Genomic DNA, 14,243 nt, shown 5'->3' on the forward strand with positions numbered 1-14,243 from the left:
GGCCAGTGCGGCTGGCCCGGCCAGCGCGGCCAGTGCGGCGGCGGGTCACATCGCGGGGCGGTCGTTGAGGACGCGCTGGAAGATCAGATGGTCCCGCCAGGCGCCGGCGATGTGCAGATACTCCGGTGCGCTGCCGATCCGGGTGAATCCGCAGCCGAGCAGGACACGTTGCGAGGGGATGTTCTCCACCAGGGTGCTCGCCTCGACCCGGTGCAGCCCGAGGTGTTCATCGGCCGCCCGGCAGGCGAACCGGGTGGCCCCGGTGGCCAGTCCGCGGCCGAGGTGCCCGGCGTCCACCCAGTAGCCGAGATGGGCGTTGCGCCAGGGACCGAGGACGATGTGCGACAGCGTGACCGTCCCCAGGATCCGCCCGTCCCCGGCCAGCACCCAGGGCACCGTCCGGCCGGCCTCCCACTGCTCCAGCTGGTCCCGCAGCCGGGCGGCCTGGCCGTCGCGGGTGAAGAAGCTCTCGTCCCGGTGCGGACTGGTGGGCCGCAGATGCTCGCGGTTGCGGACGTAGGCGTCCAGCAGCGCCTCGGCGTCCTCCTGGACGGCGAGGCGCATCGTGATCCCGTCGGCCAGGGCCACCGGAGGAATGGTCATCCGATCAGCTTAGCCGTCCGGGCGGCTCGTCCAGGGGCGCCGGCCCCCGGTCCGCCGTCTGCGCGACCGCACGCGCCCAGCGGTAGTCGGCCTTGCCGCTGGGGGAGCGCTGGATCCGGTCGGTGAAGACGACGGTCCGGGGGATCTTGTAGCCCGCGAGCCGCTCCCGGCAGTGGTCGCGGACCGCGTCGGCGGTGAGCCCGGACGCCTGGGCCCGGGGCTGGACCACGGCCGCGACCGAAAAGCCCCAGCGGGTGTCCGGGACGCCCGCCACCAGCGCGTCGTACACCTCCGGATGGGCCTTCAGGGCCTGTTCGACCTCCTCCGGGTAGACCTTCTCGCCACCGGTGTTGATGCACTGCGAACCGCGCCCGAGGACGGTGATCACACCGTCCTCGTCGACGGTCCCCATGTCGCCGAGCAGTACCCAGCGCTCCCCGTCCGCCTCGAAGAACGTCTCGGCGGTCTTCTTCGGATCGTTGTAGTAGCCCAGCGGCACATGGCCGCGCTGGGCGATCCGGCCCGGCTCACCGGGGGCCACGGGGGCGAGGGTCGCGGGGTCCACCACCGTCGTACGGGCGTTGACCCGCAGCCTGAAGCCCTTCTCGGGGCCGGAGTCGGCGGTGGCGGTGCCGTTGAACCCGGACTCCGAGGAGCCGAAGTTGTTGAGCAGCAGGGTGTGCGGGGCGAGCGCGGCGAACTGGGCGCGTACGGTCTCCGACAGGATCGCGCCCGAGCTGCTGACGCTGAGCAGCGAGGAGAGATCGGTGCCCCGGAGGGGACCGGCCAGGGCGTCCACCAGTGGCCGCAGCATCGCGTCGCCGACCAGCGAGGCGGTGGTGACCTTCTCCTTCTCGATCGTCCTCAGCACCTCCTCGGGCACGAACTTCCGGTGCAGGACCACTTTCTGGCCGAAGTCGAAGGCGATGAAGGCGGTCAGGGTGGAGGTGCCGTGCATCAGCGGCGGGGTGGGGAAGAAGACCAGGCCCTCGCCGCCCGCCGCCACCCGCTCGGCCAGTTCCTCCGGGCGCCCGACGGGCTCACCGGTCGGCGCGCCGCCGCCCAGCCCGGAGAAGAAGAGGTCCTCCTGCCGCCACATCACCCCCTTGGGCATCCCGGTGGTTCCGCCGGTGTAGATGATGAACCGGTCGTCGGCGGAGCGCGCCGGGAAGTCCCGTCCGGGCGAGCCGGACGCCTCGGCCTCGGTGAACGGCACGGCCGTGGGCGGGCCGTCGTCGCCGCTGCCGACCCGCACCAGATGGCGCAAGCCGCCGGCGCGCGGCAGCGCGGCGGCCACCCGCGCGCCGAACTCGGCGTCGTAGACCAGCGCGGCCAGGTCCGCGTCACGGTAGAGATAGACCAACTCCTCTTCCACGTAGCGGTAGTTGACGTTCACCGGTACCGCACGGATCTTCAGGCAGGCCAGGGCCGTCTGGAGGTATTCGACGCCGTTGCACAGATGCAGTCCGACGTGCTCGCCGGGGGCGACACCGCTGTCCCGGAGATGGTGCGCGAGCCGGTTGGCGGCCGCGTCGAGCTGGGCGTAGGTGAGCCGCCGCTCGGCCCCGCTGCCGGGGTGGTCGAGGTACACCAGCGCCTCTCTGCCGGGCACCGTGTCGACGATCGACTCGAACAGGTCCGCAAGGTTGTACTCCACGGCTCCTCCTGACCCCTCGATCCGGCGGGCTCGGCGCTCATTAGAGCCGCGCCGGGGTGAGGTGGGAAGGCCTGCGGCAGAAGAAATCTGACGAGGTATCAGATTTCTCTTGAAGTCGGCCCCGGGCTGCTGCAACCTGTTCTGGGTCTCCAGACGGGAGGACGTCGTGACGAGCGGGACCGAACACCTCATCGTGGAGCGCGTGGGCGCGACCCTGGTACTCACCCTGAACCGGCCCGAGGCCCGGAACGCGCTCTCGCTGCCGATGCTGGTCGGGCTGTACGACGGCTGGATCGAGGCCGACCAGGACGACGCCGTGCGGTCGGTGGTGCTCACCGGCGCCGGCGGGGCCTTCTGCGCCGGAATGGACCTCAAGGCGCTCGCGGGCGGCGGCCGGCTGGACGGACAGCAGCTGCGCGACCGCCTCGCAGCCGACCCCGATCTGCACTGGAAGGCAATGCTCCGCCACCACCGGCCGCGCAAACCGGTGATCGCCGCCGTGGAGGGCCCCTGTGTCGCGGGCGGCACCGAGATCCTCCAGGGCACCGACATCCGGGTCGCGGGCCGCGGCGCCACCTTCGGGCTCTTCGAGGTCCGCCGCGGACTGTTCCCCATCGGCGGCTCCACCGTACGGCTGGCCCGCCAGGTGCCCCGCACCCACGCCCTGGAGATGCTGCTGACGGGGCGCCCCTACCCGGCGGAGGAGGCGGCGCGGATCGGGCTGATCGGCCATGTCGTGCCGGACGGCACGGCGCTGGAGAAGGCCCTGGAGATCGCCGGGCTGATCAACGCCAACGGTCCGCTCGCCGTCGAGGCGGTCAAGGCGTCCGTCTACGAGACCGCCGAGATGACCGAGGCGGACGGACTGAGGTCCGAACTGACGCGCGGCTGGCCGATCTTCGACACCGCCGACGCCAAGGAGGGCTCGAAAGCCTTCGCGGAGAAACGCCCGCCGGTCTACCGCCGGACGTGACCTCCGGCCGCGGCCCGGGGCCAGGTGTGATCCCCGGCCCGGACCGCCGCCCCCACCCCGCCGGCCGCGCGGAAGGAGACGCACCCCCATGACACCGGCTTCCCCGCCCGAGGCGCTCCAGGCGCCCCTGGTCGTCGAGTTCCCGTTCACCCGCTCGCTCGGCCCGGTCCAGAGCGCCTTCCTCACCGGACTGCGGACCCGCACCGTGCTCGGCGTGCGCACCACCGACGGCCGGGTCCTGGTGCCACCCGTCGAGTACGACCCGGTCACCGCCGACGAGCTGACCGACCTCGTCGAGGTCGCCCCCACCGGCACCGTCACCACCTGGGCCTGGAACCCCGCACCGCGCCGCGGCCAGCCCCTGAGCACCCCGTTCGCCTGGGTGCTGGTGCGGCTGGACGGCGCGGACACCGCCCTCCTCCACGCCCTCGACGCGCCCGGCCCCGACGCGGTGCGCACCGGTGCGCGGGTGCGGATCCGGTGGGCCGCGGAGCGCGTGGGCGCCATCACCGACATCGCCTGTTTCGAGTCGTACGACGGCGCCGAGGGGGGACCGGCCGTTCCGCACCGGGTGACGTTCACCGACCCCGTCCGCGGCATCGTGGCCCCCGCCCGCCTCGACTACACCTACGCGCCCGGCCGCGCCCAGTCGCGCTACCTGCGGGCCCTCGCCGACCGCGTCACCTACGGGGAGCGCTGCCCCTCCTGCCGCAAGGTGTACGTCCCGCCCAGGGGCGCCTGCCCCACCTGCGGCGTCGCCACCGACGAACAGGTGGAGGTCGGGCCGCGCGGCACGGTCACCACCTTCTGCATCGTGAACATCAAGGCCCGCAACCTCGACATCGAGGTCCCGTACGTCTACGCCCACATCGCCCTGGACGGCGCCGATCTGGCCCTCCATGGACGCATCGGCGGCATCCCGTACGACCAGGTGCGCATGGGGCTGCGCGTGGAGCCGGTGTGGAGCGAGCACGGGCGCTATCCCGACCACTACCGCCCCACCGGCGAACCCGACGCCGACTACGACACCTACAAGGAGCTGTTGTAGATGCGAGAGGTGGCCATCGTCGCCTTCGGCCAGAGCGACCACCGGCGGGACACCGCGGAGACCTCCGAGGTCGAGATGGTGATGCCGGTCCTCCACCAGGTGCTCGACGCCGTCGGACTGCGGGCGGGCGAGATCGGCTTCACCTGCTCCGGCTCCTCCGACTACCTGGCGGGCCGCGCCTTCTCCTTCACCATGGCCCTCGACGGCGTCGGCGCCTGGCCGCCCATCTCGGAGTCCCATGTGGAGATGGACGGCGCCTGGGCGCTGTACGAGGCATGGACCAGGCTGTTGACGGGCGAGGCGGAGACCGCGCTCGTCTACGCCTACGGCAAGTCCTCCCCCGGCGATCTGCGGGAGGTCCTCACCCGTCAGCTCGACCCCTACTACGTGGCACCCCTGTGGCCGGACTCGGTCTCCCTCGCCGCCCTCCAGGCCCAGGCGCTGCTGGACGCGGAGGTGGACGCGGAGGGAACCGGCGCCGACGAGCGGACGCTGGCCGGGGTCGCGGCGCGCAGCCGGACCGCCGCCGAGGACAACCCGCACGCCCAGCTGACCGGTTCACCGCCGCCCGAGGCGCTCCTGGCGGAGCCGTATCTCGTGCGGCCGCTGCGCCGCCACGACTGTCCCCCGATCGGCGACGGCGCGGCGGCCGTCGTGCTCGCGGCCGGGGACACCGCGCGCCGCCTCTGCCGCCGCCCCGCCTGGATCCGCGGCATGGACCACCGGACGGAGGCGCACAGCCTCGGCGTACGGAACCTCACCCGCTCCCCGTCCACCCGGCTCGCCGCCGAGCGCGCGGGCGTCTTCGAGGCGCCGCCCGACCTGGCCGAGCTGCACGCGCCGTTCACCTCCCAGGAGGTGATCCTCCGCCGTGAGCTGCGGCTGGCGGAGGCGGTGCGCGTCAACCCGTCCGGCGGAGCGCTGGCCGCCAACCCCATGATGGCCGCCGGGCTGATCCGCCTCGGCGAGGCCGCCGCCGCCGTCCACCGCGGCGCCTGCGACCGCGCCCTCGCCCATGCCACCTCGGGCCCCTGCCTGCAGCAGAACCTGGTGGCGGTCCTGGAAGGGGATGTCCGGTGACCAGGGAACCGGTGGCCGTCGTCGGGATCGGCCAGACCAAGCACACCGCCGCGCGCCGGGACGTGTCCATCGCCGGGCTGGTCCGGGAGGCCGCCGTACGGGCCCTGGACGACGCCGAGCTGGGCTGGGCGGACATCGACGCCGTGGTCATCGGCAAGGCCCCCGACTTCTTCGAGGGCGTCATGATGCCCGAGCTGTACCTCGCCGACGCGCTCGGCGCGGTCGGCAAGCCGATGCTGCGCGTGCACACCGCGGGCTCGGTCGGCGGCTCCACCGCGCTGGTCGCGGCGGGCCTGGTCGCCGCCCGCGTCCACCGGACCGTCCTCACCCTCGCCTTCGAGAAGCAGTCGGAGTCGAACGCCATGTGGGGGCTGTCCCTGCCCATCCCCTTCCAGCAGCCGCTGCTGGCCGGGGCGGGCGGCTTCTTCGCCCCGCACGTACGGGCGTACATGCGGCGCACCGGCGCACCCTCCGGCATCGGCGCCCTCGTGGCCTACAAGGACCGCCGCAACGCCCTGCGCAACCCCTACGCGCATCTCCACGAGCACGACCTGACCCTGGACCAGGTGCGGTCCTCCCCGATGCTGTGGGACCCCATCCGCTACTCGGAGACCTGCCCCTCCTCGGACGGCGCCTGCGCCATGGTGCTCACCGACCGCGCCGGCGCGGACCGCGCCCCGTACCCGCCCGCCTGGATGCACGGCGGCGCCATGCGCAGCGAGCCGACGCTCTTCGCGGGGAAGGACTTCGTCTCACCGCGGGCCGGCCGGGACTGCGCGGCCGATGTCTACCGGCAGGCCGGGATCGCCGATCCGCGCCGGGAGATCGACGCGGTGGAGATGTACGTGCCCTTCAGCTGGTACGAACCCATGTGGCTGGAGAACCTCGGCTTCGCGGAGGAGGGAGAGGGCTGGAAGCTCACCGAGTCCGGGGTGACCGGGATCGACGGCGAACTCCCGGTCAACCCCTCCGGCGGAGTGCTGTCCACCAACCCGATCGGCGCCTCCGGCATGCTGCGGTTCGCCGAAGCCGCGCTCCAGGTGCGCGGACGCGCGGGCGAACACCAGGTCGACGGCGCCCGCAAGGCGCTCGGTCACGCCTATGGGGGAGGCTCGCAGTTCTTCTCCATGTGGGTGGTCGCGGACACACCGCCCACCGGCTGATCTCGTGCTTCGTACTCCTTTCGTGGCCTGTCCGGCACCGGCCACGAAAGCTTAAGGTGGGGCCGGGACGACGATCCGGGAGGATGAGCTGACGTGGCCGACACCACCACCACCGCACAGCCGCTGACAGGAAGCGGCGAGAAACCCGATCTCGACCTCTCGGGCGCTCAGTGGCAGTCGAGCAGCCAGGGTGTGGGCGATGTGGAGATCGCCTTCGTCGAGGGCTTCATCGCGATGCGCCACGGCCGCCGTCCCGAAGGCCCGGCGCTGATCTTCACCCCGGCCGAGTGGCGCGCCTTCGTGCTGGGCGCACGTGAGGGCGAGTTCGACCTCACCTGAACGCGGGCCGCCGATGATCGGGGGCGGGCGGGTCCGGTCGCACCCGGGCCTCCCGCGCCGGGCCGCACGTTTCCCGCCGGGCCGAGCGCTCCGCGCGAACGCGGGCGCTCGGATCGCGTCGGCTTCCGGCCCGGCTACCGGGGGCGCGAACCGCTGGAGTGCGGGGGCAGCGCGGCTCCCCGCCCGGCGCGGACCGGCTCCTGCGCACCGGTCAGCTGGGCCCAGGGCCGCTGCCGGCCCCCGCTGACCGCCTCGGTGCCCCGTTCGTCGTAGCGGGCCGTGCGCAGTGACCAGCCCAGATTGCCGGTCATCACATACCGCATACCGTCGACGTAACGCGCCACGGCGTGGTGTGTATCGGGGTCCGCCCCCGCCTCGGTGAGCAGCGCCGGCAGCCTCGCCGCGGTCTCCTCGAACCAGTGGTAGCGGGCGTTGGCGAGGCCGGCGATATGGCGTACCGCGTCCTCCAGTTCACCACCCGCGCGCTCCCACTGGACGATGACGCTGTTGTGGACGTCGCCGACGGCCAACTCCTTGTCCAGCGAGGCGATGTCATTGGTGAAGACCACGACATCGTCCGTAGCCTCCCGCATCCGGGCCAGGGGAAAGCCCCCGTGCAGCGCGGGCGGCAGGGTGTAGCCGCCGAACGGCTCGTTCAGGTCGAGGCAGGGCTGCACCCCGATCGAATGGCGCCGCAGCGCGAGCACGGCCTCCACCGAGCGCGGGGCACCGGCCTCGCCGCCGGTGCCGGCCTCGCCGCCGGCGCGGGGCAGAGCGCCGGTCCGCTCCAGGGCCTCGCGGTGGTAGGAGTGCAGATACTCCAGCCAGTGGTGGCGGAAGCGGTCCCGCCACACCCGCGGCCTCCCGGAGTTGATCCGGCGCCACAGGTCGCGGAAGCTCTCCAGGAGCGGCCCGTCGCCGCTCCCGGCTCTGCCGTGCTCCTCGTCCTCCTCGGTGATCCGGACGACGGCCGCCACCAGCCGCGCCACCGCCTCCGGGCGGCAGCCCAGCTCCCCGTCGAACTGGTCGTCGAAGACGAAGTACCAGCCCACGAGGTCATTGCCCAGATCCAGCTCGGCGCCGCTCGCCCGGGGGTAGAACAGCCCCGCCAGCACGTCGAAGCGGAGCGCGTCGTACTCCGCGACCGACGCGCGGTCCTCGAAGACGCCGAACCGGGAAAGCCACTGGATGGTGTGGTGCCTGGCCGCCTCGGTGCCGGGACTGAGGTCGGTGGAGGCCGGAAAGTCGAACAGGGCCGCCCGGCGCAGCAGTGCCGTCCGCCGGGCGTGTGGTCGCGAAGCGTGCGTGTGCATGAGTCGTGTCCGCCCCTTCGTGGTCCGGGCGGCCCGAGCCCGCACGTACCACAGACGTACGCGGCATCCGGCCAACCCGATGAACCTGGTCATCCTTCCGTGCGGAACATGCCATCGATAGAGGGGGTGGTGAATTGGCGTGTGCCAGTGGCAATGCCAGGCGGAAATCCCACCATCGGGCGCTACGTAGCGTGCCATCCGCGCTACGCTCGGCGTCACCTGCCGGAGGGGAAGAATGTGGCGGAGTACATGAGCCAACAGAACCGGACGCACCGGACACTGCTGGAACGGGAGCGGGAACTGCGCGCGGTGGACGCCGCGCTGACGGAACTGTGCGGGACGGATCCCGGCGCCCGGACCGAGACCCGCGGCGGCGGGGTGATCGCCTTCGAGGGGCCCGGCGGCGTCGGCAAGACCGCGCTGCTGGGCGAGGTGCGCCGGCAGGCCGCCGCCCGCGGCTGCACGGTGCTCCGGGCCCGTGGCGGCGAACACGAACAGGGCGCGGCCTTCCACGTGGTGCGCCAGCTCTTCCAGCCGGTGCTCGCGGCGACCGGCGAGGACGAGCACCGCCGGATCCTCGGCGGCTGGTACGACATCGTCGCCCCCGCGGTCGGCCTGGTGGTCTCCGGCAGCGGCGGCGCCCCCGATCCGCAGGGCGTCCGCGACGGCCTGGACTGGCTGGTCACCCGCTTCGCCCTGGAACGCGCCCCGGTCGTGGTGATCCTCGACGACGTCCACTGGGCCGACCCCGAATCGCTGGACTGGCTGACCCGGTTCGCCTCCCGCGCCGTGGACCTGCCCCTGCTGCTCGCCGTCGGCTACCGCCCGGAGGACCTCACCGCCGACTGCGCCGCGATACGGGGCCTCGCCGAGCGCCAGGGAACACGGCCCCACGTGCTGGCACCGCTCACCCCGAGCGGAGTCGGCAGCATCGTCCGGGAGGCGCTCGGCGACCACGCCGAGGAGGCGTTCTGCCGGGAGTGCTGGGCGATGACCGGCGGCAACCCCTGGGAGGTCACCGAGCTCACCGCCAAGATCCGCGACCGCCGGCTGAAACCGCAGTCGGAGAATCTGCCCGCACTGCGCGAACTGGTCTCCTCGGCCAAGGACAGCGGGCTCAACGACCGGCTGACCCGCCTGGGCACCGCCGCCGTCCGCCTCGCCTGGGCCGTCGCCGTCCTCGGTATCGAGGCCACCCCGGCGCTGACCGCCAATGTCGCCGGGCTCAGCGAGACCGAGGCCACCGAGCTGGTGGCGCGGCTGGTCGACGCGCGGATCCTGGCCCCACCGCGCCCCGGGGACGGCACCCGGCCCCTGGAATACCTCCACCCGCTCATCGCCACCGCCGTCTACCAGGCCATACCCGGCGCCCTGCGGGTGGCCATGCACGGCCAGGCCGCCGTCGTGGTGCTCGGCGCGGGCCTGGGCTCCGCGGCCGCCGGCCGGCATCTGCTGGAGATGCACCCCGAGGGCGATCCCTGGGTGGTGCGCCATCTGCGGGCCGCGGCCCGGGAGTACCTGCGCGCCGGAGCCCCCGACGCCGGGCGCCGCTGTCTCGCCCGTGCCCTGCGCGAACCGCCCGACCTCCAGGAGCGTGCCGCCGTGCTGTACGAGCTGGGCTGCGCCGCCCAGCTCACCGAGCCCGACGTCACCGTCAACCATCTGCGGGCCGCGCTGGAGGAGCCCGAGCTCGGCCCCGAACTGCGCGAGGCGATCACCTACCGGCTCGCCCAGGCGTACGGCCACAGCGGCCGTATGGAGGAGGCCGCCCAGGTCGTCGCCGCCGAGATCGGACGCGCCACCAGCGCCCGCACCCGGCTGCGGATGCAGACCGAGCAGCTGATGTGGAACATGTTCCGGGCCGATGAGAAGGAGTCGCCCGCCCGCTCCCGGCGGCTCGCCCGGCTCGCGGGCCATCTCACCGGCCGCGGCATGGCCGAGCGCTATCTGCTGGGGCTGCGCGCCTGGGACGCGATGACGCGCGGAGAACCGGTCGCCACCACCCTGCACTACGCGGAGGAGGCCCTCGGCGACGGCCTCAGCTGGACCGACGACGACTGGGGCTTCGAGGTGCCCATCCTGGTCGCCCTGGTCTTCCTCCACTGCGACCAGCCCGGACGGGCCGAGGAGCTGTTCAACAAGGGCATCGCCGAATGCGAGCGCAAGGGCTGGCGCGGCTCCCATCTGGCGTTCGGCCTCACCCTCCTGGGATACGCCCGGCTGCGCCGCGGGGCGCTCGGCGAGGCGGAGGAGCTGGCCCGCGAGGGAATGCGGATCGCCGATCGGGTGGGCTCCTCCACTCCCGCGCACTGGACCGCGGTCGGCACCCTCATCGAAACCCTGATCTGCCGGGGCCGCATCCGGGAGGCGCAGGAGTTCGCGGCCGCGCACGGCGGTGAGAGCCTTCCGCAGGCCACACTCTGCCCCGATGTGCCGGCGGTCCGCGGTGAGCTGCTGCTGGCCGCCAATCTGCACCGCGAGGCCCGGCGGCAGCTCACCGAGGTCGGCCGCCGCATGGACGGGCGCGGTATGCGCAACCCCGCCTGGTGCCCCTGGCAGCTCCACCTCTCCCAGGCCCTGGCGCTGACCGATCCCCGGCAGGCCGCCGAGGTGGCCGGCGACGCGGTGCGCCGCGCCCGTCAGTTCGGCACCCACTCCGCGCTGGGCAGGGCGCTGCACACCGCGGCCGCCGTCACCCAGGGATCGGAGCGGATCAAGCTGCTGGCCGAGGCCGTCGGCCATCTCGAGCGGTCACCGTCCGCCTACGACCTGGCCGTGGCGCTGGTGGACCACGGCGCCGCGCTGCGCCGCATCGGCCTGCCCCAGGAAGCCGGCGACCGGCTCTACCGCGGTCTGGAGGGAGCGGTGCAGTGCGGGGCCGAGGCGCTCGCCGCCCGGGCCCGTGACGAGCTGTCCGCGGTCGGGCTGCGCCCGATGCAGCTGCGGGTCGATCACACCAGCCCGCTCACCTCGCAGGAGCAGGCCGTCGCCGAGCGGGCCGCCGAGGGCTGGCCGGACGCCCGGATCAGCGAGGCGACCGGGCTGGAGGAGCGCGAGGTGGCCCGGCTGCTGTCGGATGTCTACCGCAAGGTCGGCACCGACCGGGCCGGGCTGGCGAAGCTGCTCATCACCCCGGCCGTCGGCCTGCCCCGGCGCCCGGCGTCCGACCCCGGCTGAGGGCGGCGGCCCGCCCGCTCCCCGGCGCGGTAACCGGCGCGCGGCCACGTACCATATCCGCATGTCCTTCCTCCGCCGCCGCAGCGCCGCCACGCCCACCGGGCCGGACTTCGATGTCCTGGCCATGGACCCGGGAGACTGGCCCGGCGATCTCGGGGCGGGGCTGCTGCCCGCTCCGGACGGCACCTGCCAGGGCGTCTTCCTGCGCTACGACCTGTTCGGCGGGCGCGGCCCGGCGATGATCATCGGCAATCTGCCCGAGGGGTCCCCGGCCCGGGAGGTGGCCGAGGGCCAGCCGCCGTTCGAGGTGACGCAACTGCTGGCGGCGCTCGGGAACGACGAGCCGGTCCAGGTGGTGGACATCGAGGACAGCCCGGTGATGCACGAGGACAACCTGCTCATCGTCCGCCGGATCAAGCTCTCCGAGGGCCGGATCTCCTGCGCCCAGTTCGACCGCAGCGACGGTGTGCTCGTCACCATCGCCAGCTGGGACCGGCCGATCACCGACGATCTGTACCGGCTGCTCAAGCCGCTGCCCGCGGAGATGTTCCAGCAGCGCTGAGGGGCGGCGCCGGGGGCCGTGAGACGCCCGTACGGCACACAGCCGGTACGGGCGGGCGCCCACGGCCCCCGGCGGCCGTGTCCCCGCCACGGGGCCCGTGTCCCCGCCACGGACCGCGGCCGAGTCACCGGAGTGGCCGGGCGGAACGGACGGGCCGTCAGGTTCACTTCCCGGAGCGCCGGACCGTCACATCGGCGGCCCGGACGAACGCCACCCGGTGCCCGAACTGGATCTGGTAGTACACGTCCTGGCCGCGCACCACCTGGTGACCGGCCTGATCGAAGGTGGTCGCCCACAGATACTCGCCCCGCGTCCTCAGCCCCAGGGGATAGGACTGCCCGGCGAGCAGCTTGTACGGCAGCGGCGAGACCGCCTGCACCGGCACGCCCTGCGGATACGCCTCCTTCTCCGGATAGGCGCGGCCGTACACCGGAACCTCCGCCACCCCGTCCTTGGGCGTCACCACCAGCCCCTTGGCGCTCACCGCCGTGGGCCGCCGCTTGGGGTTCCGGAACCAGGCCCGCCCGCCGAGGTACCAGATCGCCGTCCAGTCGCCCCGGCGCCCAGCGACCGCGAACTGCTGCCCGGTGGTGGCACGGGCGCCGGTGTCGTTGACCCCGGTGGTCGAGTCGGAGCCGTCCGGGCGCAGCCCGATGTCCTTCACCAGCGGGGCGTCCGCGCTCGGCGCGGTGTGCAGCCGCACCGCGGCCGAGCCGTGCGGGGCGCACGCCTGGCCCGCCGTCTCGCAGCCGGTGTAGACGGGCCGGTTGGCGCGGTAGTCGGGACGGATGGTGACCAGGCCGCCGGAAGCGCCCGCGGTGCGCCGGAAGGGCGCGCCGAGCAGGGTGAAGTAGTGCGCCCAGTCCCAGTAGGGGCCGGGGTCGGTGTGCATGCCCTTGATGCCGGCGGTGGTGGTGCCGGGCACATTGTCGTGGCCCAGGATGTGCTGGCGGTCCAGCGGGATGTCGAACCGCTTCGCGAGGTAGCGCACCAGCCGCGCCGAGGAGCGGTACATCGCCTCCGTGTACCAGGCGTCCGGAGCGGTCAGGAAACCCTCGTGCTCCAGGCCGATGGACTTGGCGTTGACGTACCAGTTCCCCGCGTGCCAGGCGACGTCCTTGAGCGGCACGTGCTGGGCGATGTGCCCGTCGGAGGAGCGCAGGGTGTACTGCCAGGACACATAGGTGGGGTCCTGGACCAGCTTGATGGTGGTGTCCCAGGAGCCCTCGGTGTCATGGATGACGATGTAGTCGATGGACTGCGAGGCGGGGCGGGAGGCCAGGTCGTGGTTGCCGTAGTCGCCGTCCCCGAACCGCTCGTAGGGCGCCGGGATCCACTCGCAGGACACGTTCTCGGGAGCCTCGACCCGTGGATCCCGCGCGGGGGACGGCAGACCCAGCGTCCGCAGCTGCCGGGTGTCCGGTGTGACGCCGGGGGCCGCGTCGAGCCGGACCCGCTGACCGTCACCGGTCGTCCGCGCGGCCCCGCCGCGGATCACCTCGTACACGTCGTCGGCGAAGACGGCCGCCGCCGTGGCGTCATCGGCGCCGGAGTAGGCCGCCACCGCCGCGTACCAGTCGGCGGGGTCCTCGCTCGGCGGCAGGCCCAGCCGCTTCTGCGCGGCGGCCAGCAGGGCCGCGCCACCGCGCACATTGGCGCCCTCGTCGCCGCGCAGCGCCGCCGCCGGCAGACCGGTGAGTTCCGCGGCCCGGCTGAGGGTGCGCAGCCGGGCGGGCAGCTGCCGCGGCTCGGGGACGCTCGGCTCGGGGACCTTCAGCGGCCGGGCGAGATCGCCGCGGGCGTCCTCGGTGCCCTGGCTGTGATGCGGGGCGGTGAGCAGGGCGGTGTGGGCGTCGGTGAGGTGCATGGGACCGTAGCCGCCGGTGACACTGGGCGCACCACGGTGGCCGTCCCAGCGCGACTGCAGATACGAGACGCCCAGGAGCACGCTCAGCGGAACGCCGTACTCGGCGGCCGCGGACACGAAGGCCCGCTGCAGGGCGCCGTCGTCGGCGGGAGGACCGTCGGTTCGCGGCTGGTCGGCATGGGCCGCGGGCGTCGCGGAGACCAGCGGCAGCAGAAGGGCGGCGGAGGCCGCGGCCCCCGCGGTCCGCAGGGTGGCTCTCCGGCTGGGGCCGGACGCGTTTCCGTTCGGGTCGTGGGCGCTGTCCTGTGCGGATCCTGGCATTGCAGCCTCCTCAAGCGGGCCGGGCCGAGCCGAGCCACTTAGAGATATGCGCTGCCAGACGCCGCGTCAATCTCCGTCACCCAGACGGACGTTCGCATGTCATCCCGCCTGCGGCGCGTCACCGGTCCAGACCGGTGACG

General features: G+C 73.4%; 11 protein-coding genes. 7 read left to right on the top strand and 4 right to left on the bottom strand.

Translation table 11 applies throughout. The features are described from left to right. Positions 1–45 precede the first annotated feature (45 nt). Together AXW62_RS27745 and AXW62_RS27750 are read right to left on the bottom strand one after the other, a co-directional pair. Positions 46–603: a GNAT family N-acetyltransferase gene (locus AXW62_RS27745; RefSeq protein ID WP_211282485.1), complete on the bottom strand. Its 558-nt coding sequence runs from the start codon at positions 601–603 to the stop codon at positions 46–48. Between the two features lie 4 nt (positions 604–607). Next, a complete protein-coding gene (locus tag AXW62_RS27750; protein ID WP_060946926.1) occupies positions 608–2,260 on the bottom strand; it encodes an acyl-CoA synthetase in 1,653 nt (550 codons plus the stop codon). A 166-nt stretch (positions 2,261–2,426) separates the two neighbouring features. On the opposite strand from AXW62_RS27750, the gene AXW62_RS27755 reads away from it, so the two are divergent. The 5 genes from AXW62_RS27755 to AXW62_RS27775 all read left to right on the top strand — a co-directional run bounded on the left by AXW62_RS27755 (position 2,427) and on the right by AXW62_RS27775 (position 6,863). Then, positions 2,427–3,233: a crotonase/enoyl-CoA hydratase family protein gene (locus AXW62_RS27755; RefSeq protein WP_060946933.1), complete on the top strand. Its 807-nt coding sequence runs from the start codon at positions 2,427–2,429 to the stop codon at positions 3,231–3,233. 88 nt (positions 3,234–3,321) lie between these two features. Further along, positions 3,322–4,281 carry a Zn-ribbon domain-containing OB-fold protein gene (locus AXW62_RS27760; RefSeq protein ID WP_060946927.1) on the top strand — a complete coding sequence of 320 codons (960 nt, stop codon included), beginning with the start codon at positions 3,322–3,324 and terminating at the stop codon, positions 4,279–4,281. Further along, positions 4,282–5,361, top strand: coding sequence for a thiolase family protein (locus AXW62_RS27765; RefSeq protein ID WP_060946928.1), 1,080 nt, complete (start codon positions 4,282–4,284; stop codon positions 5,359–5,361). Next, positions 5,358–6,524 carry a thiolase family protein gene (locus tag AXW62_RS27770; RefSeq protein ID WP_060946929.1) on the top strand — a complete coding sequence of 389 codons (1,167 nt, stop codon included), beginning with the start codon at positions 5,358–5,360 and terminating at the stop codon, positions 6,522–6,524. Before AXW62_RS27765 ends, AXW62_RS27770 begins: the two co-directional genes overlap by 4 nt. 93 nt (positions 6,525–6,617) lie before the next feature. Continuing rightward, on the top strand, positions 6,618–6,863 hold the full coding sequence (locus AXW62_RS27775) for a DUF397 domain-containing protein (RefSeq protein ID WP_030829469.1): 246 nt from the start codon (positions 6,618–6,620) through the stop codon (positions 6,861–6,863). A 134-nt stretch (positions 6,864–6,997) separates the two neighbouring features. On the opposite strand, the gene AXW62_RS27780 is transcribed toward AXW62_RS27775, so the two are convergent. After that, entirely contained in the window at positions 6,998–8,176 is a 1,179-nt protein-coding gene (locus AXW62_RS27780) for an isoafricanol synthase (RefSeq protein WP_060946930.1), read from the bottom strand. Positions 8,177–8,425: 249 nt separating this feature from the next. On the opposite strand from AXW62_RS27780, the gene AXW62_RS27785 reads away from it, so the two are divergent. Together AXW62_RS27785 and AXW62_RS27790 are read left to right on the top strand one after the other, a co-directional pair. Next, positions 8,426–11,353 carry an ATP-binding protein gene (locus AXW62_RS27785; protein ID WP_060946934.1) on the top strand — a complete coding sequence of 976 codons (2,928 nt, stop codon included), beginning with the start codon at positions 8,426–8,428 and terminating at the stop codon, positions 11,351–11,353. A gap of 61 nt (positions 11,354–11,414) precedes the next feature. Continuing rightward, positions 11,415–11,915: a hypothetical protein gene (locus AXW62_RS27790; protein WP_030829461.1), complete on the top strand. Its 501-nt coding sequence runs from the start codon at positions 11,415–11,417 to the stop codon at positions 11,913–11,915. Between the two features lie 163 nt (positions 11,916–12,078). Here the strand turns inward: AXW62_RS27790 and AXW62_RS27795 are convergent, their stop codons facing one another. Continuing rightward, positions 12,079–14,103 carry an N-acetylmuramoyl-L-alanine amidase gene (locus tag AXW62_RS27795; RefSeq protein ID WP_060946931.1) on the bottom strand — a complete coding sequence of 675 codons (2,025 nt, stop codon included), beginning with the start codon at positions 14,101–14,103 and terminating at the stop codon, positions 12,079–12,081. Positions 14,104–14,243 lie beyond the last annotated feature (140 nt).

Origin of the sequence: Streptomyces hygroscopicus subsp. hygroscopicus, from assembly GCF_001553455.1 — a bacterium.
In the GTDB taxonomy this organism is placed as follows: Bacteria; Actinomycetota; Actinomycetes; order Streptomycetales; family Streptomycetaceae; genus Streptomyces; species Streptomyces hygroscopicus.

Bases quoted from the DNA above. Each gene is read 5' to 3' on its own strand.
- AXW62_RS27745 (WP_211282485.1), bottom strand. From the start codon at position 603: ATGACCATTCCTCCGGTGGCCCTGGCCGACGGGATCACGATGCGCCTC.
- AXW62_RS27760 (WP_060946927.1), top strand. From the start codon at position 3,322: ATGACACCGGCTTCCCCGCCCGAGGCGCTCCAGGCGCCCCTGGTCGTC.
- AXW62_RS27765 (WP_060946928.1), top strand. From the start codon at position 4,282: ATGCGAGAGGTGGCCATCGTCGCCTTCGGCCAGAGCGACCACCGGCGG.
- AXW62_RS27780 (WP_060946930.1), bottom strand. From the start codon at position 8,176: ATGCACACGCACGCTTCGCGACCACACGCCCGGCGGACGGCACTGCTG.
- AXW62_RS27785 (WP_060946934.1), top strand. From the start codon at position 8,426: ATGAGCCAACAGAACCGGACGCACCGGACACTGCTGGAACGGGAGCGG.
- AXW62_RS27790 (WP_030829461.1), top strand. From the start codon at position 11,415: ATGTCCTTCCTCCGCCGCCGCAGCGCCGCCACGCCCACCGGGCCGGAC.
- AXW62_RS27795 (WP_060946931.1), bottom strand. From the start codon at position 14,103: ATGCCAGGATCCGCACAGGACAGCGCCCACGACCCGAACGGAAACGCG.